Annotated in this window: 17 protein-coding genes and 1 pseudogene; 11 read left to right on the forward strand and 7 right to left on the reverse strand. The window is 61.4% G+C overall.

What is annotated here, in order from left to right:
* Complete coding sequence (locus LCM4573_RS00590) at positions 1–1,062, forward strand: ABC transporter ATP-binding protein (RefSeq protein WP_071003929.1); 1,062 nt, start codon at positions 1–3, stop codon at positions 1,060–1,062.
* A 68-nt stretch (positions 1,063–1,130) separates the two neighbouring features.
* Here LCM4573_RS00590 and metH read toward each other — a convergent pair whose 3' ends face one another.
* Positions 1,131–4,901 carry a methionine synthase gene (gene metH, locus LCM4573_RS00595; protein WP_071003930.1) on the reverse strand — a complete coding sequence of 1,257 codons (3,771 nt, stop codon included), beginning with the start codon at positions 4,899–4,901 and terminating at the stop codon, positions 1,131–1,133.
* A 169-nt stretch (positions 4,902–5,070) separates the two neighbouring features.
* On the opposite strand from metH, the gene LCM4573_RS00600 reads away from it, so the two are divergent.
* The 8 genes and pseudogenes from LCM4573_RS00600 (at position 5,071) to LCM4573_RS00635 (ending at position 12,330) form a co-directional block, all read left to right on the forward strand.
* On the forward strand, positions 5,071–6,327 hold the full coding sequence (locus tag LCM4573_RS00600) for an AGE family epimerase/isomerase (RefSeq protein ID WP_071003931.1): 1,257 nt from the start codon (positions 5,071–5,073) through the stop codon (positions 6,325–6,327).
* Positions 6,328–6,395: 68 nt separating this feature from the next.
* Positions 6,396–6,881: an MgtC/SapB family protein gene (locus LCM4573_RS00605; protein WP_071003932.1), complete on the forward strand. Its 486-nt coding sequence runs from the start codon at positions 6,396–6,398 to the stop codon at positions 6,879–6,881.
* A gap of 124 nt (positions 6,882–7,005) precedes the next feature.
* Positions 7,006–7,929, forward strand: a complete 924-nt coding sequence (locus LCM4573_RS00610; RefSeq protein WP_083347256.1) for a 2-dehydro-3-deoxygalactonokinase — start codon at positions 7,006–7,008, stop codon at positions 7,927–7,929.
* Positions 7,930–7,939: 10 nt separating this feature from the next.
* Complete coding sequence (locus LCM4573_RS00615) at positions 7,940–8,569, forward strand: 2-dehydro-3-deoxy-6-phosphogalactonate aldolase (RefSeq protein ID WP_071003933.1); 630 nt, start codon at positions 7,940–7,942, stop codon at positions 8,567–8,569.
* Between the two features lie 11 nt (positions 8,570–8,580).
* Positions 8,581–9,367 (forward strand): annotated as a pseudogene (locus LCM4573_RS00620) (APH(3') family aminoglycoside O-phosphotransferase).
* Between the two features lie 80 nt (positions 9,368–9,447).
* Positions 9,448–10,164: a FadR/GntR family transcriptional regulator gene (locus LCM4573_RS00625; protein WP_071003934.1), complete on the forward strand. Its 717-nt coding sequence runs from the start codon at positions 9,448–9,450 to the stop codon at positions 10,162–10,164.
* 19 nt (positions 10,165–10,183) lie between these two features.
* Positions 10,184–11,386, forward strand: coding sequence for a mandelate racemase/muconate lactonizing enzyme family protein (locus LCM4573_RS00630; RefSeq protein WP_071003935.1), 1,203 nt, complete (start codon positions 10,184–10,186; stop codon positions 11,384–11,386).
* Positions 11,387–11,472: 86 nt separating this feature from the next.
* Positions 11,473–12,330 carry a DMT family transporter gene (locus tag LCM4573_RS00635; RefSeq protein WP_071005058.1) on the forward strand — a complete coding sequence of 286 codons (858 nt, stop codon included), beginning with the start codon at positions 11,473–11,475 and terminating at the stop codon, positions 12,328–12,330.
* A gap of 83 nt (positions 12,331–12,413) precedes the next feature.
* On the opposite strand, the gene LCM4573_RS00640 is transcribed toward LCM4573_RS00635, so the two are convergent.
* From LCM4573_RS00640 to LCM4573_RS00665, 6 genes are all read right to left on the reverse strand, one after another.
* Complete coding sequence (locus LCM4573_RS00640; protein ID WP_071003936.1) at positions 12,414–13,418, reverse strand: TRAP transporter substrate-binding protein; 1,005 nt, start codon at positions 13,416–13,418, stop codon at positions 12,414–12,416.
* A 46-nt stretch (positions 13,419–13,464) separates the two neighbouring features.
* Positions 13,465–14,742, reverse strand: coding sequence for a TRAP transporter large permease (locus LCM4573_RS00645; RefSeq protein ID WP_071003937.1), 1,278 nt, complete (start codon positions 14,740–14,742; stop codon positions 13,465–13,467).
* Positions 14,742–15,275 (reverse strand): TRAP transporter small permease, encoded by a 534-nt coding sequence (locus tag LCM4573_RS00650; RefSeq protein ID WP_071003938.1) that lies wholly within the window; start codon positions 15,273–15,275, stop codon positions 14,742–14,744. Before LCM4573_RS00650 ends, LCM4573_RS00645 begins: the two co-directional genes overlap by 1 nt.
* 18 nt (positions 15,276–15,293) lie before the next feature.
* Entirely contained in the window at positions 15,294–16,472 is a 1,179-nt protein-coding gene (locus LCM4573_RS00655; protein ID WP_083347257.1) for a fumarylacetoacetate hydrolase family protein, read from the reverse strand.
* Between the two features lie 169 nt (positions 16,473–16,641).
* Positions 16,642–17,361, reverse strand: coding sequence for a FadR/GntR family transcriptional regulator (locus LCM4573_RS00660; RefSeq protein WP_071003940.1), 720 nt, complete (start codon positions 17,359–17,361; stop codon positions 16,642–16,644).
* A 46-nt stretch (positions 17,362–17,407) separates the two neighbouring features.
* The gene (locus LCM4573_RS00665; protein ID WP_407071709.1) at positions 17,408–18,844 is read right to left on the reverse strand and encodes an FAD-binding oxidoreductase; all 1,437 of its coding nucleotides are present in this window, start codon (positions 18,842–18,844) and stop codon (positions 17,408–17,410) included.
* A gap of 209 nt (positions 18,845–19,053) precedes the next feature.
* Here LCM4573_RS00665 and denD point away from each other — a divergent pair, with 209 nt between their 5' ends.
* Both denD and LCM4573_RS00675 read left to right on the forward strand, forming a co-directional pair.
* Positions 19,054–20,037, forward strand: a complete 984-nt coding sequence (denD, locus tag LCM4573_RS00670) for a D-erythronate dehydrogenase (RefSeq protein ID WP_071003942.1) — start codon at positions 19,054–19,056, stop codon at positions 20,035–20,037.
* Positions 20,034–20,921, forward strand: coding sequence for an NAD(P)-dependent oxidoreductase (locus LCM4573_RS00675; RefSeq protein WP_083347258.1), 888 nt, complete (start codon positions 20,034–20,036; stop codon positions 20,919–20,921). Before denD ends, LCM4573_RS00675 begins: the two co-directional genes overlap by 4 nt.
* The last annotated feature ends 2 nt before the right edge of the window (positions 20,922–20,923 follow it).

Below are 20,923 nucleotides of genomic sequence, written 5' to 3' on the forward strand. Positions count from 1 at the left end.
ATGTCGTTTCTGGTTCTCGACCACATAAACAAGAATTTCGGGGCTACGCAGGTCGTCAAGGATTTCGACATGTCCGTCCAGAAGGGAGAATTCATCTCCTTCCTCGGCCCCTCCGGCTGCGGCAAGACCACCGTGCTGCGCATGATCGCGGGCTTCGAAAGCCCGAGCGGCGGCAGGATCAGCATCAACGGCAAGGACCAGAATGGRCTCAAGACCAGCCAGCGCAACATCGGCATGGTCTTCCAGGCCTATGCGCTCTTCCCCAATATGAACGTCTTCGACAATGTCGCCTTCGGCCTCAAGGTGGCGGGTAAACCCAAGACGGAAATCGAGGAGCGCGTGAAGGAGATGCTGGCGCTGATCCGGCTCGATCATCTTTCGGACCGCTATCCCTATCAGCTTTCGGGCGGACAGCAGCAGCGCGTAGCACTTGCCCGCGCGCTCGCGCCGAAGCCGCAGGTGCTCCTGCTCGACGAGCCGCTTTCGGCGCTAGATGCGAAGATTCGCGTCTCGCTGCGCGAGGAAATCCGCCAGATCCAGCGCCAGCTCGGCATCACCACCGTGTTCGTCACGCACGACCAGGAGGAAGCGCTGTCGATTTCCGACCGTATCGTCGTGATGAATGCCGGCCATGCCGACCAGATCGGCACGCCCTCGGAAATTTACAATCGCCCGGCAACCCGTTTCGTGGCTTCCTTCGTCGGCACGTTGAACATGATCGAGGCGACCGTGGCCGATCCCGCCACCAATACGGTGAAGATCGGCGATCAGATCATCAAGCTGCGCGAACCGATCGGCGCATTGACGCACGGCGACCAGATCTCGATCGCGCTTCGCCCCGAGGCTGGATCGCTTGCCGAAAACGCCAAGGGCGACACGGCACTGACAGGCACCGTCATATCATCTCATTTTCTGGGTTCGGTCATCCGCACCAAGATCGATATCGGCGGCAATCAGATTTCCTTCGACATGTTCAACGCGCCCGACGCCGTCTTGCCGCAGCCGGGCGAGACCGTGACGCTTCGTTTCAACGCGACGGACTTCCTGATTGTTCGGGATTGATTGTTGGTGGGAGGCTCATACGCCCCCGTCGTCATCCTCGGACTTGTCCCGAGGATGACGACCTAGCATTACGCCGCGTCTTCCACTGCATCATCGGCGGAAGGGATGTAATTGAGCACCGGACCGAGCCAACGTTCGACCTCCTCGACCGGCATGTTCTTGCGCTTGGCATAATCCGCCACCTGGTCCCGCTCCACCTTGGCAACCCCGAAGTAATAGGACTCCGGATGGCCGATATAGAGGCCGGAGACCGATGAACCCGGCCACATGGCGTAGCTCTCGGTCAGTTCGACGCCCGTGGCCGCCGTGGCATCCAGCAGGCGGAAGAGCGTCGCCTTCTCGGTATGGTCGGGCTGGGCCGGATAGCCCGGCGCCGGACGGATACCCGCATATTCCTCACTGATAAGCTGGTCGTTGCTCAGCGCCTCGTCCCGTGCGTAGCCCCAGAATTCCCTGCGGACCTGCTGGTGCATGCACTCGGCAAAGGCCTCGGCAAAACGGTCGGCCAGCGCCTTCACCAGGATCGAGGAATAGTCGTCATTCGCCCGCTCGAAACGTTCGGCGATTGCCACTTCCTCGATACCGGCAGTTACCACGAAACCGCCCACATACTCCGCCTTGCCGCTCGAAGCCGGCGCCACGAAATCGGACAACGCCACGTTCGGACGTCCGTCCCGTTTCGAAAGCTGCTGGCGCAGCGTGTAGAAGGTCGCAAGTTCTTCGGTGCGGCTCTCGTCGGTAAAGAGGCGGATGTCGTCGCCAACCGCGTTCGCCGGCCAGAAGCCGATAACCGCCCGCGGACGGAACCACTTTTCGGCAATGATCTTTTCGAGCATCGCCTGGGCGTCGGCATAAAGCTGGCGCGCCGCCTCGCCCTGCGCTTCATCGTCCAGGATCGCCGGGAAACGGCCTTTCAGCTCCCAGGTCTGGAAGAAAGGCGTCCAGTCGATGTACTTAGCCAGCTCCTCCAAGTCATAGGTCTCGAAGACTTTCGTGCCGGTGAACTGCGGCTTGACGGGCTGATAGGAATCCCAATCGATCTTCTGGGCATTTTCGCGAGCACGCGAGAGCGGCAGGCGCTGCTTCTCCGCCTCGGAACGGGCATGCGCGGCCGCGACCTTCGCATATTCGGCCTGGATTGTGCCGATGTAGTTGTCCTTCGTTTCGGGAGAGAGAAGCGAAGACACGACACCGACCGCGCGGCTGGCATCCGTGACGTAGACCGCCTGGCCACGCTCGTAGCGCGGGTGGATCTTCACCGCGGTATGAACTCGGCTCGTGGTCGCCCCACCGATCAGCAGCGGCAGATCGAAGCCCTGCCGCTCCATTTCGGACGCCACATGCACCATCTCGTCGAGCGAGGGCGTGATGAGACCGGAGAGCCCTATAATATCGACTTTCTCCGTAATCGCGGTTTCGAGAATCTTGGTCGCCGGCACCATGACGCCGAGATCGATGATCTCGTAATTGTTGCAGGCGAGCACGACGCCGACGATGTTCTTGCCGATGTCATGGACGTCGCCCTTTACGGTCGCCATCAGCACCTTGCCGGCCGATTTTCTCTCGTCGCCGCCGTTCTGCCGCTTCTCCTCCTCCATGTAGGGGAGCAGCACGGCAACGGCCTGCTTCATGACGCGCGCCGACTTGACGACCTGCGGCAGGAACATCTTGCCGGAGCCGAAGAGATCGCCGACCACGTTCATGCCGGCCATCAGCGGGCCTTCGATGACGTCGAGCGGGCGCTTGGCCTTCACCCTCGCCTCTTCGGTATCCGCGTCGATGAAATCGGTGATGCCGTTGACGAGCGCATGTTCGAGCCGCTTCTCGACCGGCCATTCGCGCCAGGTCAGGTCCTGCGCCTTGGCCTCCTTGGCGCCCGTGCCGCGATAGCGCTCGGCGATTTCGAGGAGCCGTTCCGTAGCGTCTTCGCGACGGTTGAGGACCACGTCCTCGCAGGCCTCCCGCAGGTCCGGATCGATGTTCTCGTAGATAGCAAGCTGGCCGGCATTGACGATGCCCATGTCCATGCCCGCCTGAATGGCGTGGTAGAGGAAAACGGCGTGCATCGCCTCGCGGACCGGTTCGTTGCCACGGAAGGAAAACGAGAGGTTCGAGACGCCGCCGGAAATATGCACGAGCGGCATGGTCTGGCGGATTGTGCGGGTCGCCTCGATGAAGTCGACGCCGTAATTGTTGTGTTCTTCGATGCCGGTGGCGACCGCGAAGATATTGGGGTCGAAGATGATGTCTTCCGGCGAAAGCCCCGCCTGTTCGGTCAGGATCTTATAGGCGCGGCTGCAGATCTCCACCTTGCGCTCATAGGTGTCCGCCTGGCCCGTCTCGTCGAAAGCCATGACGACGACGGCCGCGCCGTAATTGCGGATCAGCTTTGCCTGACGCAGGAAGTTCTCCTCGCCTTCCTTCAGCGAGATCGAATTGACGACCGGCTTGCCCTGTACGCATTTGAGGCCGGCTTCGATGATCTCGAATTTGGAACTGTCGATCATCACCGGCACGCGGGCGATATCCGGCTCCGCCGCGATGAGGTTCAGGAACTCCACCATCGCCTTCTGCGAGTCGATGAGACCTTCATCCATGTTGATGTCGATGATAGCCGCACCGTTCTCCACCTGATCGCGCGCGACGGCGAGCGCGGCCGTATAGTCGCCGGCGGTGATCAGCTTGCGGAACTTCGCCGAGCCGGTGACGTTGGTGCGCTCGCCGACATTGACGAAGGGGATTTCCTTGGTCAGCACGAAAGGCTCCAGGCCGGAAAGCGACATGAAGGACTTGTGCTCCGGCACTTCGCGCGGCTTGTGGGGCGCCACCGCTTCCGCGATTGCGCGGATATGATCCGGCGTCGAGCCGCAGCAGCCGCCGACGATATTGACCAGGCCTTCGCGGCCGAAGCCTTCCACCTGCCGGGCCATGATTTCCGGCGTCTCGTCATACTGGCCGAATTCGTTCGGCAGGCCGGCATTCGGATATGCGCAGATAAAGGCATCTGCGACGCCGGCAAGCTCCTGCAGGTGCGGCCGCATCGCATCCGCGCCAAGCGCGCAGTTGAGCCCGATCGTGAACGGCTTTGCGTGGCGAACCGAATTCCAGAACGCTGAGGGCGTCTGGCCGGAAAGCGTGCGGCCGGAAAGGTCGGTGATCGTGCCGGAAATCATCACCGGCAGATGGATGCCCTTTTCGGCAAAGCGTTCCTCGCAGGCGAAGATCGCCGCCTTGGCGTTAAGCGTATCAAAGATCGTCTCGATCAGAATGATATCCGCGCCGCCATCAATGAGGCCATCGACCTGCTCGCCATAGGCGATGCGGAGATCGTCGAATGTCACGGCCCGGTAACCGGGGTTGTTCACATCCGGAGAGATCGACGCAGTACGGTTCGTCGGGCCGATCGCGCCGGCCACGAACCGCCGCCTGCCGTCCTCCTTCTCCGCGCGCAGCGCCGCACGGCGGGCAAGCCGGGCACCATCGCGGTTGAGATCGTAGACCGCGTTCTCCATCTGGTAATCGGCCTGCGCGATGCGAGTCGAGGAAAAGGTATTGGTTTCCAGGATATCCGCCCCCGCCTTGGCATAGCGGTAATGGATTTCCTCGATCGCCTGCGGCTGCGTAAGAATCAGGAGGTCGTTATTCCCCTGCTGATGGCAGGCGCAGGAGGCGAAGCGCTCACCCCGGAAATGCTCCTCATTGAAGCCTAGCCCCTGGATCTGGGTACCCATCGCCCCGTCAATGACGAGGATTCGCTCGCGAGCAGCCGCCTTGAGAGCGCTCAGAATTTCCGCGCCGTCCCGAGGGGCAGCCTCGGGACCAAAGAGTACCTCGAACATGGCGCTTCTCCTGCATTAAATCATTGGCGCCTATAACCGCATAAAGATATCTTTATGTCAATAATCGGAAGACGACGCTTTTGAACCATAGTTTGCCGGTGACAGCGAAACGGCCGAAGGCTATAGCCGTTCCTATCGATTGCCCACCCCTTTTGATCCCGGAGAAATCATGAGCAAGTCAGGTCAATTGTCGAAGCCGTGGAATGAGCTTCCCTATCATCGCCGCTGGCTGCTCGATCAGGCCGACGGCCTTTTTGATTTCTTTCAATATCGCGCGATGAATCCGAAGGGCGGCTTCTACGATCTCGATGACGAAGGACGACCGCTTGCCGTCGTCAATCCCGTCCGCGGCATCCACGCCTCGGCGCGCATGGTGCATTGCTATTCGATCGGCTATCTGCTCGGACGTCCCGGCTCCGGCGATCTTATCGATCACGGCATGAACTATATCTGGCACAAGCACCGCGACGGGAAATACGGTGGCTACCATTGGTCGCTGAACGATGATGGCCCAGCCGACGGCAGCAAGCAGGGCTACGGCCATGCCTTCGTGCTGCTTGCCGCGTCCTCTGCCAAGGTGATCGGCCATCCGCTCGCAGACCGCATGCTCGCCGACATTACCGAAATCCTGGAGACCAGATTCTGGGAAAAGCAGCATGGTGCAGTCGCCGAGGAATTCCAGGCGGATTGGTCACCGATCGACGGCGGCAACTATCGCGGCCAGAATTCCAACATGCACCTGACCGAAGCGCTAATGGCGGCATTCGAAGTCACCGGCGAGAGACATTATCTTGACAAGGCCGAAAGTATCGCCGACCTCGTGATCCGCCGTTGCGCCGGCAGCGTCGGCTTCCGCGTCGCCGAACATTTCGATACCGAGTGGCGGATCAACAAGGATTACTATCACCGCGATGAGATGTTCCGCCCGGCCGGCACCACTCCCGGTCACTGGCTGGAATGGGCACGTCTCGTCTTGCAACTCTGGACACTCGGCGACAGGCGGCACGCCTGGATGCCGGATGCGGCCAAGAACCTGTTCGTTCAGTCCATGGCACTGGGATGGGACAAGGAAAAGGGCGGCTTCTTCTATACACTGGACTGGCAGGATAAGCCGGCCAAGACCAACAAGCTCTGGTGGCCGATGTGCGAAGGCGCGGGTGCGGCCCATTTCGTGAGCCAGCACCTACCGCACGACGATTTCTATGAAGACAGCTATCGCCTGATCTGGAGCACCATTGCCAACCGCTTCATTGACCACAAGAACGGCGGCTGGCACGAGGAACTGACCGAGGATCTTGTTCCCGCTCATACGCTGTTCCCAGGCAAGGGCGATATCTACCACGCGCTCCAGGCTTGCCTGATCCCCCTCTATCCGGCCACCGGCAGCCTGACACGTGTTATCGCGGAAGCTGGAGGGCGCATTTAGGGAACCATCCCTGTGCAAAGGCATTTTCCGGCCGTCGCAAAATCGCCACGACCGGACCACCCTCCACCATGCTTACCACGCTCGCCGACGAATTTTCCCATGAAGCCCCCGTCGTTATCGAGGTGCTCTTCGCGCGTATTTTCGGATCGGTCATTCTCTGCGGCCTGATCGGTCTGGAAAGGGAAAGCCGCAGAAATCCCGCAGGCCTTCGAACGAATATGCTGATCGGCCTTGCCGCGACTGTCTTCGCTCTCGTCGGGCTGCAAATCATGCACGAGTTCGGAAACAAGCCGGATACCGTGCAGATCGATCCCATCCGCCTCGTGGAAGCGGTAACCGCGGGGATCGCATTCCTCGCCGCCGGCGTGATCATCTACACGCGTGGAGACGTGAAAGGGCTGACAACAGGCGCCAGCATGTGGCTTTCGGGTGCGATCGGTCTCTGTGTTGGGCTTGGCATGTGGCTTGTCGCCGTAGTCGCAACGGCGGTCGGGATCATCATTCTCTGGCTACTTCGCAAAACCGAAGTAGCTGTCGGCACGAAGGAAGAATAACCGGTCCAGGTGCACCCGAAACCGAGCCCGGACACCTCAAAAACAATCCCGTGCCCCCTGTCCATTATGTCGAACCTGCGATAGAACCGCGCCATCCGACCTTGATCCCAGACGGAGACTTCTCTTGACCCGACCCGCCTATGCCGCTGTCGATTGGGGCACCAGCAGCTTTCGCCTATGGCTGATGGATTCGCAGAAACAGGTGCTCGATGAGCGGCGGAGCGGCGAAGGCATGACGACCGCCGCCAAGGCGGGCTTTTCGACCATTCTTTCCAGCCATCTCGATGCCCTGGCCGCACCTGCCGATCTGCCGGTGATCGTCTGTGGCATGGCTGGCGCCCGTCAGGGCTGGATCGAGGCCGGCTATGTCGATGTGCCCGCTTCCCTGCCGGCTGTGCTGGAAGGCGCTGTCCCGGTTCCCGGCGAAAGCCGCGATATTCGCATCCTCCCCGGCCTTGCGCAGCGCGCGGCCGATAGGCCCGACGTGATGCGTGGCGAGGAAACCCAGCTTCTCGGCGCGCTCGATCCCCGCGCGGTCGGCCAGCAGGTGGTCTGCATGCCGGGCACCCACTCCAAATGGGTTCACCTTTCGGGCGAGACGGTGACCAGCTTCGCGACCTATATGACCGGCGAGCTCTTCGACGTCATCTCGAAGCATTCCGTTCTCGCGCATTCGTTGAATGGCGCTGAGGGCTTCGACGGCGACAATCCTGTTTTCGGTGAAGCCGTGCGGGCTGCTTTCCGCTTCCCCCAGCAGGCCACCAATTTCCTCTTCACCGTGCGCTCCGGCATGCTGCTGCACGGGCTCTCCCCCACCGACGCCGCAGCCCGCCTTTCCGGCACGCTGATCGGTACTGAGATCGCCGGAGGGCTTACGGCGCTCGCCACCATTCCGGCGATCCGGCTCGTCGCTTCCGGCCGCCTGCGCGGCCTCTATGAAGGCGCGTTCCGCGCGCTCTCTCTTGCCCATGAAACGATCGACGCCGATGAGGCGGTGCGCCGCGGCCTTGCCGCAGCCGCACAGAAACTCCTGCTCGCACAACGATGAGGACCGGCAGATGACCCGCATTCCCTTTCCCGAGATGAAATATCCGCTGGTCGCCATCCTGCGCGGATTGAAGCCGGAAGAAACCGAAGCCGTCGTCGGTGGACTGATCGAGACGGGCTTTACCGCGATTGAAATCCCGCTGAACTCGCCGGAACCGTTCAAGTCCATCGAGATTGCCGCGAAGCTTGCGCCTGCGAATTGCCTGATCGGCGCTGGCACGGTGCTGACCGTCGATGACGTGGCTCGCCTCGATGCCGCCGGCGGCAAGCTGATGGTGAGCCCGAACGTGGAGCCGGATGTCATCCGCGCCGCCGCCGCCCAGGGTATGGTGACGCTTCCCGGCGTCTTCACTCCTACCGAAGCGCTCGCTGCGGCGAAGGCCGGCGCGACGGGGCTCAAATTCTTCCCCGCAAGCGTGCTCAGCCCCTCCGGCATTACCGCGATCCGGGCAGTTTTGCCGAAGGACCTGCTCATCGCCGCGGTGGGCGGCGTCTCGGATGAGAATTTTTCCGACTATATCAAGGCCGGCATCACCGCCTTTGGCCTGGGCTCCAGCCTTTACAAGCCGGGCATGAGCTCCGAAGAGGTCGTCAAACGGGCGAAGACGACGCTTGCCGCCTATGACACGGCGGTTGCCTGAAACAGTCTCCCATGAACGCGCTCCCGGATGAAATCGAGCTGCCTGCCGATCTCGAAGCGCGACTTGCCGGCTATGACTGGCAGCAGAATATGCTCGGCAAATCTTCGGCGAGCGTGTTTCGGCTGGAGGCGGCAAATCGCCCTACCCTCTTCCTGAAGCATGAACCGGCCGATCCGTTTGCCGAACTTCCGGATGAAGCCCTGCGGCTGCGATGGCTTGCGGCACAGGGTATTCCCTGCGCCTCCCTTGTGGCCGAAGCCCAGGATGCTGAGCGCAACTGGCTGCTGTTGACCGCGGTGGAAGGTGAGGATCTTGCATCCRCTAACGGCATATCCGCCGCGGATCGCGTCACGTTCCTGGCGGATGCACTCCGCAGGCTGCACAGCCTCGATAACTCTACCTGCCCATTCGACCATCGCCTGAAAAATCGGCTTTCGCTTGCCCGCGCGCGCATGCAGGCAGGCGTGGTAGACGAGACCGATTTCGATGACGAGCGAATTGGCCGCTCGTCCGAGGAACTCTACAGCGAACTGGAAACGCTGACTCCGGCAGTCGAAGACCTTGTGGTTACCCACGGTGACGCCTGCCTGCCCAATATCATGGCCGATCACCACGGTTTCACCGGCTTGCGCAAGGCTTGGCGTGGCGGACCGTCATCAGGACATTGCTCTCGCGTGCTGGAGCATTCGCTACAATCTCGGAGAAGAACGGGTACAGCCCTTCCTCGACAGATATGGCCTGCCGAATCCTGACCCCGCCAAACTTTCCTTTTATCGTTTCCTCGACRAATTTTTCTGATGCCGCCCGCAAGGCATGTTGCCAAACGAACCAGCTGCGCCTATTAAACCTGTACTACAGGTTTTAAAAAGACGTAGCACATGGAAAACAACTCCGCACAGCATCTCACCGGCGCCGATTTCGTCGGCGGCGCGGTGACGGCGATTGCGCGACTTATCCGGGAAAATGACCTCAAGCCCGGTGACCGCCTGCCAGCCGAGGCAAAACTGTCGAAGGATCTGCAGGTCTCCCGCACCGTTATCCGCGAGGCCCTACGCTCGCTGGCGGCATTGCGGCTTGTGGAGCTCGGAGCCGGCAAGCGGCCCACAGTCGCCGAACTCGACGACGCCTCCTTCTCCATGACCATCGAGCACGGGGTCGTCACCGACCAGATCGACATCCAGCAGATCTATGACGCACGCCGCACGATCGAGGCGCGCACAGCAGCGCTTGCCGCGTTGCGACGCACGGAAGGCGAAGTGCGCGCAATCCTCAGCCACGCCAAGGCCATGGCGGAGAACTTCGACAATTCCGACGAGGTGATGGAGCATGATCTCGCCTTTCATCTTGCCATCGCCAAGGCTTCGAAGAATCCGGTTTTCGCACTCATCATCGGCGCCTTTCAGGGCGTCACCCGCCAGACATGGCCGATCGGCTGGAAAAGCCGGGCGAATGACGATGAGCGCCGCGCCATGAACGCCCTCCATCTCGATCTCGCGCAGGCGATTGCCGCGGGAGACCCGCAATCCGCCGCCGACTTGATGAACCGGCACTTCGACCAAAGCATCAAGGCCCTGCTGAACGCCGGCCTGATTTGACCAAACCCAAGGAAACGACATGAAGATCACGAAGCTCGAAACGGTGCGCGTCGCCGAGCGAACCAACCTGCTCTGGGTCCTCGTCCACACGGACGAAGGCATCACCGGCCTCGGAGAGACCTTTTTCGGCGCGGAAACCGTCGAATCCTACATCCATGAATATGTCGCGCCGCGCGTGATCGGCCGCGATCCGCTGCAGATCGACCTTTTGGCGAACGAGCTCGTCGGATATATCGGCTTCCGCTCCTCCGGCGCCGAGGTGCGCGGCAATTCCGCCTTCGATATCGCGCTCTGGGATATTTTCGGCAAGGCGACCGGCCAGCCGATCGCACAGCTTCTCGGCGGTTTCAGCCGCAAGGAAATCCGCACCTACAACACCTGCGCGGGCACCGAATACATCAAGAAGAACACCGGGCAGACGACCGCGAATTACGGGCTGACCGGCGGCACGAGCTATGACGACCTGAACGGCTTCCTGCACCGCGCCGACGAACTGGCGGAATCATTGCTGGAGGAAGGCATCACGGCCATGAAAATCTGGCCGTTCGATGCGGCCGCCGAAAAGACGCACGGCCAGTACATCTCCATGCCGGACTTGAAGCTCGCGCTCGAACCCTTTGAGAAGATTCGCAAAGCCGTCGGCGACAAGATCGACATCATGGTGGAGTTCCACTCCATGTGGCAGCTCCTGCCGGCGATGCAGATCGCCAAGGCGCTGACGCCCTACCAGACCTTCTGGCACGAGGACCCCATCAAGATGGACAGCCTCTCGAGCCTCAAGCGTTATGCGGAAGTCTCGCCCGCTCCGATCTCGGCATCCGAAACGCTTGCTACCCGCTGGGGTTTCCGCGACTACCTGGAGACGGGCGCGGCCGGCATCGTGATGCTCGATATTTCCTGGTGCGGCGGTCTTTCGGAAGCGCGCAAGATCGCCTCCATGGCCGAGGCTTGGCACCTGCCGGTCGCGCCCCATGATTGCACCGGTCCTGTGGTCCTTTGCGCCTCCACGCATCTTTCGCTCAACGCGCCGAACGCACTGGTGCAGGAAAGCGTTCGCGCTTTCTATAAGACATGGTATCGCGATCTCGTCACCGCTCTTCCCGAAGTGAAGAACGGCATGATAACCGTGCCGCCGGGACCGGGGCTCGGCATGGAACTCAATCCGGAACTCGAACGCGCCTTCACCGTCAGCCGGCGGGTATCCGGCGCGTCCGACATCTGAAGCAGACTGCAAGGGAGGAAGAATTGACGACAACCACATCCACCGCGGCGGAGCGGAAGATCTCCGCCGCAACCGGCCCCCTGCTGATGCTGCTCGGCATGGTGATGTTCGCGCTGAACGATGCCATGGGCAAATGGCTGGTCTCATCCTATGGGCTCGGCCAGGTCGTGCTCCTGCGCAGTATTGCCGCCCTCCTCATTCTGGTTCCGATGGTCTGGATGGCGGGAGCGTCGAGCCTCATCAATGTGGAGCGGCCGGGAATGCAGTTCGCCCGCGTGGTCTTCTCCACGGCCGAGGTCTTCTGCTTCTATTACGCCGTCATGTACCTGCCGCTCGCAGATGTCATGACCTATTGGCTCGCAGCGCCGATCTACGTGGCGGCAGTCTCGCCTTTCCTGCTCGGCGAGCAGGTGGGATGGCGGCGCTGGACCGCGATCGCCATCGGCTTCATCGGCGTCATCATCGCGCTGGAGCCGTCGAGCGCGATGTTCACCATGCCGGCGGTTATCTCCATCATCGGCAGCGCGGCTTTCGCGTTCATGCTGATCACCGGGCGCTTCCTGCGCGGCACGCCGGACAGCACCCTGGTTTTTTTCCAGGTCGTGGGCGCCGGGCTGGCGGGACTAGCCTTCGTTCCGTTTGATTGGGCGCCGATCGCCTCGAGCCGAGACCTGCTGCTGCTCGGCCTCCTCGGCATCGTCGCCATGTCGGCGCACATGCTGGTCAACCGGGCGCTCAAGATGTCGGACGCGGCAACCGTTGCGCCGCTTCAGTATACGCTGCTCCTCTGGGCGGTGATCTTCGGTTGGCTCTTCTTCGGTGATCTGCCTCGGCTCGGCATGATGATTGGCGCGGCCCTCATCATCGCCTCCGGTCTCTTCATCTTTGTGCGCGAGCAGACGCTCAAGAAGAAGGAAAAGGTCCTGCCGGCCGTTCCCGAGTGACAAACAAAAAAGCCCGCGGCCGAATAAGCCGCGGGCTTTCTGATGCAGCAGGAAGGCCGCGCCGTTAGGCGCGGCCTTTTCTGTTACTTGCGAACTTCCTGAAGCTTGGCCAGGATGCCGTCGACGACGTCGGCGCCGATCTGGGCCTTGTGCTTTTCGTAGACCACCATGGACTTCTCGCGGATACGAGCCTGCTCTTCCGGAGAGAGAACGTTCACCTCGATACCGGCTTCCTTGATCTTCTCCAGCGACTTCTTGTTCAGATCGGCGATGACCTTGCGCTCTTCATCGCGGCCGACCACTGCGCATTCACGCAGAGCAGCCTGCTCTTCCGGAGCATAGGTGTCGAAGATCGGCTTCGAGAACAGGAAGAGGAAGGGCGTATAGGCGTGATTCGTTTCGGTGACGTACTTCTGCACTTCGTAGAACTTCGAGGTGTCGATCGTCACATAGGGGTTTTCCTGCGCGTCGATCGCCTTGGTTTCGAGAGCGGAGTAGACCTCACCGAAGGCCATCGGGGTCGCGTTGGCGCCGAGATTCTGGAAGGTATCGAGGAAGATGTTGTTCTGCATGACGCGGACCTTCAGGCCCTCGAAGTCTTCCCACTTGGTGACCGGGCGCTGCGAGTTCGACAGGTTGCGGAAGCCGTTTTCCCAGTAGGCGAGATTGACGAGGCCGGCCTCCTCCAGCTTCTTGTTCATCATGTCGCCGAAGTCACCGTCGAGCACGGTATAGGCTTCCTGAGGAGTGGCGAAGAGGAAGGGCAGGTCGAACACGCCGAGCGCCGGAATGATGCCGACGAGCGGCGAGGACGAGGTCACGACGGCTTCCTGAACGCCGGAGCGCAGGGCCTGGGTCGCCTGCAGGTCGCCGCCGAGCGCGCCGCCCCAGAATGCGGTGAGCTTCAACTTGCCGCCCGACTTCTCGTCCAGGCACGCCTGCATTGCGTTGATGCCGTTGCCGACCGGATGGTCCGCATTGATGCCGTTCGACACGCGAATGTTGCGATCCTGGAACTCGGCGAAGGCCGGAGCGGCAGCCGAGCAGGCGAATGCGATTGCAGTAGTCGTCAGAAGTAGCTTTCTCATTTTGTCCTCCCTTGGACGGTTGTTTGAGAAGGTTGATCGAAACTGTTTAGTAAAGCCAGCGTGCGGGCACGATGACGAGGTCCGGGAACAGGACCAGCAGGAAGAGCACGATCGTCTGGGCGAGCAGGAACGGCCACACCCCGATCGTCACCTTGCCGAGCGGAATGCGWCCGACGCCGCTGACCACGTTCAGCACCACGCCAACCGGCGGCGTGATGAGGCCGATGCAGTTGTTCATGATGAACAATACGCCGAAATAGACCGGATCGATGCCCGCCTGTTTGATGATCGGCATCAGAACCGGYGTCAGGATCAGGATCGTGGGCGTCAGATCGAGCGCCGTGCCGACGATCAGGACCAGGATCATGATCGCAAACATCAGAAGCGTCGGGTGGTCGATGAGCGGCTCGATATAGCGGGTGATTTCCGCCGGGATGTTCGCCGCGGTGATCAGCCAGGCCGAAACAAGCGCCGCGCAGACCAGGAACATGATGACGGCCGTCGTCTTGGCCGCCTGCAGGAAGACGCGCGGCAGATCCGCAAACTTCAGTTCCCTGTAGATGAACAGGCCGACGAAAAGCGCATAGGCGGCAGCTATCACCGCTGCCTCGGTCGGGGTCACGACGCCGGCCTTGATGCCGCCGAGAATGATGACGGGCATGCCGAGCGCCCAGAGTGCGCGGCCGGTTACCCGCAACCGTTCCTGTGCCGATGCTTTCGGAAGGGTCGCGACATTGTCCCTGCGCACGACCCACAGCCAGGTGCCGATCAGCGCGACGCCCATCATGATGCCCGGTACGATGCCGGCCATGAAGAGCTGCGTGATGGATACGTTCGCCGCCACACCGAAGACGATGAAGGCCATGGAAGGTGGAATGACCGGTGCGATAATGCCGCCGGCTGCGATGAGGCCGCCCGAGCGGGGCACGTTGTAGCCCGCCTTCGCCATCATCGGAATGAGGATCGCCGCGAGCGCTGCCGTATCGGCCGCAGCCGAACCGGAGATCGAGGCCATGATGAGGGCGGCGACAATCGCCACGATGCCGAGACCGCCGCGGATATGACCGACAAGCGCAATGGCGAAGTCGATGATGCGCTTCGACAGCCCGCCGGAATTCATCAGCTCCCCGGCAAGGATGAAGAAGGGAATGGCGAGCAGCGTGAAGGTGTCCGCGCCCGCGATCATGTTCTGGGCGATGATCTGCGTGTTGAACATCCCCATGTACCACATGAGGACGACGCCGCAGAACATCAGCGAGAAGGCGACCGGAACGCCGATCGCCATGGCGCCGAGAAGCGAACCGACAAAAACGAGAAGGGTCATCAGGTACGCTCCGCCATCTGTTCGATCGTCAGGTTTTCACCCGCGAAAGCAGCAATTTCCTCTTCGGTCACACGGCCCGTGAAGAGCCGGAAAAGCCGCTCCAGGGCGATGATGGTGCATCCCGCGCCCGTGAAGAAGCCGATCCCGTAGACCCATGCCATGGAGATTCCCGTGACCGGCGCCACCATGCTGGCGTTGATCGGATACTGTTTCCAGGTGCCCCAGAAGAAGATCGCCGAACAGGCGATGATGACGATGTTCGACAGGATCATGCAGATGATGCGGCCCTTGCGGCCGAAATGCGCGACCAGCGTCTCTACGCCCAGATGGCCATGCTCGCGAAAAGCCACGACAGCGCCCACGAAAGTGATCCAGACGAAGAAATAGCGTGAAAGTTCTTCGGATACGTTGAGGCCCGAATTGAACGCATAGCGAAGTACGACATTGGTGAAGACCATGACCGCCATGGCTGCGATCATGATGACCAGCAGAATTTCCAATGCCTTGTAAAAGAGATCGATTGCCTTCTGCACTCTTTCCTCCCTGTTTTCCTACAAGAGGCCGCGCTGAGCCAAGTTTTTCATCAACRATCCGAGACCGAAAGTCCACTCGGCACAGTTATCGCTGTGCGCAACCCGGTTGACCAGACGGCCGAGCTTCGGCGTCGAGATTTCCACCCGGTCGCCGATCTCGTGAGTGAAACCGAGGCCCGCGCCGCGACGGTCCTTGACGGGTGCGAACATGGTGCCGAGGAAGAACACGACACCATCCGGATATTGATGATTGCGGTTCACAAGCTGTGAGACGAGATTTTCCGGGCTGCGGCTGATCGCCGACATCGGGCTGACGCCGGTCATCGTGAAGCCGTCCCCACCGTCGACGAGGAGCGAGACCTCCGCCTTCTTCACGTCCTCTATCGTGAAAGCGCCGTCGAAGAGGCGGATGAACGGGCCGATAGAGCAGGACGCATTGTTGTCCTTCGCCTTGCTGAGGAGCAGCGCGGAGCGGCCTTCGAAATCGCGCAGGTTCACGTCGTTGCCGAGCGTGGCGCCGACGATCTTGCCCTTGGAAGTGACGGCCAGAACCACTTCCGGCTCCGGATTGTTCCAGTCGGACTTCGGATGGATGCCAATCTCGGCACCGCAGCCGACCGAAGACATGGGCTGCGCCTTGGTAAAGATTTCGGCATCAGGACCGATACCGACTTCCAGATACTGCGACCAAAGACCGAGCTCTTGGAGAAGCTTCTTGACCTCTGCCGCCTTTTCGGAACCGGCAACAAGGCCCTTGAGGTTGTCACCGAGAACCGGCGCCAGCCGGCCGCGGATCTCCTGCGCCCGCAACGGGTCGCCCTTGGCCTGTTCTTCGATCACCCGCTCCAGCATGCTGTCGGCAAAAGTGACGCCCGCCGCCTTGACGGCCTGCAGGTCCGCAGGCGCCAGAAGCTCGCCGGCTTCACCATTCAGAAACGCATCGACGGGACCGAGGCTTGAAAAACGTGACACATCCCGCAAACTGCCGACAAGGTCGTCAATTTCAAGAAGGGCGGAAATCGTCACGGCCAGCGGAGTAAGGTCGAACACCTCCCCGCCGGAGACCAGCACCGGGCAAGGCCCGCCTGCCACCTTGGACCAAACACGCCCGACAAGCATCGCGTCGGATGCATCCGCAGGCAGGATTAATTCGGCGCTCAGCGCCTGCTCGAAACTCACCAGAAATCCTCCGCTCATCCCGTAGCCCGGAGTACGGGCTCACCATTGTCAGGATGTCTGACAACGAGACGACCCGCTTCTAGTATGACTTTTCGGCCCTGTCTAGGGCGCAGGTAAAGCGTCTTGAAAACTCTGTTAATTCCGAACAGACATCATGGGCCTGCCCGCAGACCATAGTTCTTCAAGACTAAAAACTCTCGATCGTCAAATCCAGACGCGCCGCCGCTCCCGTCAAATGGTACCGCATTGCTTCGCGCGCCTTGACGGGATCGCGGCTTGCCACCGCGTCGCGGATGGAGACATGCTCGGCGATGGTGACTTCGACGATCTCCTCCAGAATTGCCGTCGCGCGAGCGGCATTGATCGCGAGACTTATCCTCTCGGCGATGAAGCCTATAAAGAGCAGGAAATATTCGTTGTGGGTCGCCGCTGCGATCGCGCGGTGAAAGGCGAGATCGGCGACGATCCCCTGCTCTGTCCATTTCTCCGCGCCGGTCATCTGCGCAAGCGCTTCATCGATCTTGGCCAGCTCCTCCGGCACGTGATGGAGGGCGGCAAGTCCTGCCGCCTCGATCTCCAGAGGGATGCGGAGCTGGAAAAGATCGCGGAAGCTTTCCCGGTTGGAAAGGTCCCCCTGCTCGATCCGAAGCGATTGCCGACGTTCTATTTCGGTGGCGAAAGCGCCGACACCCTGACGGGTTTCCACCAGTCCTTCATTGCGCAGCTGGGCGATTGCCTCCCGCACCACCGAACGGCTGACCCCGAAGGTTCTCGCCAGCAGGTGTTCGGTGGGAAGCTTCTCTCCGGGCGCGATCCGCCCCTCGCTGATCTCCCTGCCGATCTGCGCCGCAATGCGCGCGGGCAGATGTTCCCCCCGTCTGATCTGACTGAAATCGATCGTCGCCAAGCCTGCTCCTCCCTGCAATCAAGAAGCGTCTTTTCCAGCAATTCGGCTAGAAGTTCAATTGACAACCAGGATTCATGATCATCTCGGGGTCAATGGCATGCTTGAGCGCCGTCAACAGCTTGCGGCGCGCCTCGGGCAGTCTCGCATCGAAATCCGGGCGCTTCAGTCGGCCGATGCCGTGCTCGGCGCTGATGCTGCCGGTGTAACGGTCGAGAACCTCGTTCACGACAGTCTTGGCCTTGTAGATGCACTGGATACGCTCCTCGGGCGTACTGCCGTCCGGAGGCAATACGTTGAGATGCACGTTGCCATCGCCGACATGGCCATAGGAAACGCTGACGGCGCCCGGAAGCGCCTCGGCAACCGCCTTTTCGGCCTCTTCCACGAAACGCGCGAGATCCGAGAGCGGCACGGAAATATCGGTGCGCATGTGAGCGCCGCGCTTCGCCTGGCCTTCGTTCATACCTTCGCGGATCAGCCACAGGTTCCGGGCCTGATTCTGGGATGCCGCTATGGTCCCGTCGACGACGAGGCCTTCCTCCATCACACCTTCCAGGAACCGCTGCATCAGGTCGTCGATATCGACGAGACCGGAACCAGAAATCTCCATCAGCACATAAGCCGGGTATTCCGCCGAAATCGGCACCGGCAGATCGGGTATCGCCTCCTGCGCCAGCGTGAAAGCAAGCGGCGGCATGAACTCGAAGGCGGACATCAGATCGCAGCAATCGCGCCGGGCCCGACGATAGAGCTTGATGGCGTCCTCCAGGGAGGCAAGCCCGAGCAGCGCCGTCGCCACCTGATCCGGATAGGGCGTCAGTTTGACCGAGACGGCAGTGATGATGCCGAGCGTACCTTCCGCACCGATGAAAAGCTGCTTGAGATCAATGCCGCGATTGTCCTTTCTGAGCGTCGAAAGGCCTTCGAAGATACTGCCGTCCGGCAGGACCACTTCGAGCCCGAGCACCAGTTCGCGGGTCATRCCGTAACGGAGCACGTTGATGCCGCCCGCATTGGTCGAGACGTTGCCGCCGATCCGGCAGCTTCCCTGCGCGCCGAGCGCAAGCGGAAAGAACATCCCCTTTTCCGCGATTGCGTCCTTGAACTCGGAAAGAATGCAGCCCGCCTCCACGACAGCGGAAAAATCATCGGCATCGATCTTGCGGATGCGGTTCATGCGCTCCAGCGACAGCACCACCTGCTGCTCCGGGGCATCCGGAATTCCGCCGAGCACAAGACCGGTATTGCCGCCCTGCGGCACGATCGAAAGTCCGAGCTCGCGACAAGCCTTCACGGCAGCGGCCACCTGCTCGGTGGAGCGAGGCCGAATCACGGCTACCGCGCCGCTGGTTACGTCGCCATGCCAGTCGCGGCAGTAGCGAAGCATCTCTTCCGCTTCGCTGAGCACGATATCCTCGCCAAGTGTTCGGCGCAGCGCCTGCCGCGGCTCCGCAAGGCCTTTCGCATCCTCCACCGTGCCCATCACTCCGCTCATCATGCCCCTTGCCTTTCCTCCGAGTTCTTGAAGCGATTGCTCACGCGCTACACGTGTCCAACAATCTTCCTCGAACCGCTAATATCTTGTTTTCAAGCGAAGCATATAAGGTTATCAGACAACCGTACAAGATAAATTTTTCAACCGCATGACCCGGATCGGGCACATGCGGGTTCAACCTAGGAGGAGACATCCGAATGCATATCCTGATCATCGGCGCCGCCGGCATGGTCGGCCGCAAGCTCACCCAGCGCCTCGTCAAGGATGGCGCACTTGACGGCAAGCCGGTCGAGAAGCTGACGCTCATCGACGTGGTCGCTCCCGAAAAGCCGCAGGGATTTAACGGCACGGTTATCGCGCGCGAAGGAGACCTTTCCGCCCCCGGCGAAGCGGAAAAGCTGATCGAGGGTCGCCCGGACGTCATCTTCCATCTTGCCGCCATCGTTTCCGGGGAGGCCGAACTCGATTTTGACAAGGGTTACCGCATCAATCTGGACGGCACCCGTTATCTGTTCGACGCGATCCGCCTTGCCCACAATCAGGACGGTTACAAGCCGCGCGTCGTCTTCACCTCCTCCATCGCCGTCGTCGGGGCGCCTCTCCCCTTCCCCATTCCGGACGAATACCACCTGACCCCGCTGACCAGCTACGGCACCCAGAAGGCGATCTGCGAACTGCTGCTTTCCGACTACAGCCGCCGCGGCTTCTTCGATGGCATCGGCATTCGCCTGCCGACGGTCTGCATCCGCCCCGGCAAGCCAAACAAGGCCGCTTCCGGCTTCTTCTCCAATATCCTGCGGGAGCCGCTGATCGGCCAGGAAGCAATCCTGCCGGTTTCCGAAGACGTTCGCCACTGGCACGCCTCGCCACGCTCGGCCGTCGGCTTCCTGATCCACGGCGCGACCATCGATCTTGAAAAGGTTGGCCCACGACGTAACCTCTCCATGCCCGGCCTCAGCGCCACCGTGGGCGAGCAGATTGAGGCCCTGCGGCGCGTTGCGGGCGAGAAGGCGGTCAACCTCATCCGCCGCGTACCCGATGAGATGATTATGAAGATGGTCGCCGGCTGGGCGCCGGGCTTCGAGGCCAAGCGCGCAACCGAACTCGGCTTCACCGCCGAAAAGAGCTTCGACGAGATCATCCGCGTGCACATCGAGGACGAATTGGGAGGCAAGCTGTGAATTCAAAAACCAAAATCGCCTTTCTCGGCACCGGACTGATGGGTGCGCCGATGGCGCGGCGCCTGCTCGGCGCCGGCTTTCCGGTCACCGTCTGGAATCGGGATCCGGCAAAGGCTGCCCCTCTTGCCGCCGAAGGCGCGCGGGTTGCCGCCTCACCGGCTGACGCCGTTGCAGGCGCGACCGTGGTCTTCACCATGCTGACCAACGGACAAGCCGTTTCCGACGTACTCTTCGGGCAAGGCGTCGCCGACGCCCTGCCCGAAGGCACGATCGTCGTCGATTGCAGCTCCATCGCCCCGCCGGTGGCCCGTGAGCACTCTCAGAAGCTTGCCGAAAAAGGCATTCGCCATCTCGACGCTCCCGTTTCCGGCGGCGTAGTGGGTGCGGCGGCCGGCACGCTGGCGATCATGGCCGGCGGCGATTCCGCCATCGTCGAGAACTTGAAGGACGTTTTCGCCGCGCTCGGTCGCGTCACCCATGTGGGCCCGAGCGGCGCCGGCCAGATCTGCAAGCTTGCCAACCAGCAGATCGTTGCCGTGACGATCGGTGCTGTTGCCGAAGCCATGATCCTGGTCGAAGCGGGCGGCGCCTCGCGCGCCGCCTTTCGCGATGCCATTCGCGGCGGCTTTGCCGAAAGCCGCATTCTCGAACTGCACGGCGCCCGTATGGTCGAGCGCAATTTCGTGCCCGGTGGGGCCTCGAGCAACCAGCTCAAGGATTTGAACGCCGTGATGGCGATGGCCGAGGAGCTTTCGCTCACCCTGCCCCTGACACAGGAAGTGCGGCGGGAGTTCRCCGATTTCGTCGAAGCCGGCGGTGCCGATCAGGACCATAGCGGCCTGCTTCTGCACCTCGAAAAACTCAATCCGCGAAACGAGACCTGACC

The organism is Rhizobium sp. LCM 4573 (genome assembly GCF_001854865.1).
In the GTDB taxonomy this organism is placed as follows: domain Bacteria; phylum Pseudomonadota; class Alphaproteobacteria; order Rhizobiales; family Rhizobiaceae; genus Neorhizobium.

Bases quoted from the DNA above. Each gene is read 5' to 3' on its own strand.
- LCM4573_RS00630 (WP_071003935.1), top strand. From the start codon at position 10,184: ATGAAGATCACGAAGCTCGAAACGGTGCGCGTCGCCGAGCGAACCAAC.
- metH (WP_071003930.1), bottom strand. From the start codon at position 4,901: ATGTTCGAGGTACTCTTTGGTCCCGAGGCTGCCCCTCGGGACGGCGCG.
- LCM4573_RS00615 (WP_071003933.1), top strand. From the start codon at position 7,940: ATGACCCGCATTCCCTTTCCCGAGATGAAATATCCGCTGGTCGCCATC.
- LCM4573_RS00635 (WP_071005058.1), top strand. From the start codon at position 11,473: ATGCTGCTCGGCATGGTGATGTTCGCGCTGAACGATGCCATGGGCAAA.
- denD (WP_071003942.1), top strand. From the start codon at position 19,054: ATGCATATCCTGATCATCGGCGCCGCCGGCATGGTCGGCCGCAAGCTC.
- LCM4573_RS00640 (WP_071003936.1), bottom strand. From the start codon at position 13,418: ATGAGAAAGCTACTTCTGACGACTACTGCAATCGCATTCGCCTGCTCG.
- LCM4573_RS00625 (WP_071003934.1), top strand. From the start codon at position 9,448: ATGGAAAACAACTCCGCACAGCATCTCACCGGCGCCGATTTCGTCGGC.
- LCM4573_RS00605 (WP_071003932.1), top strand. From the start codon at position 6,396: ATGCTTACCACGCTCGCCGACGAATTTTCCCATGAAGCCCCCGTCGTT.
- LCM4573_RS00600 (WP_071003931.1), top strand. From the start codon at position 5,071: ATGAGCAAGTCAGGTCAATTGTCGAAGCCGTGGAATGAGCTTCCCTAT.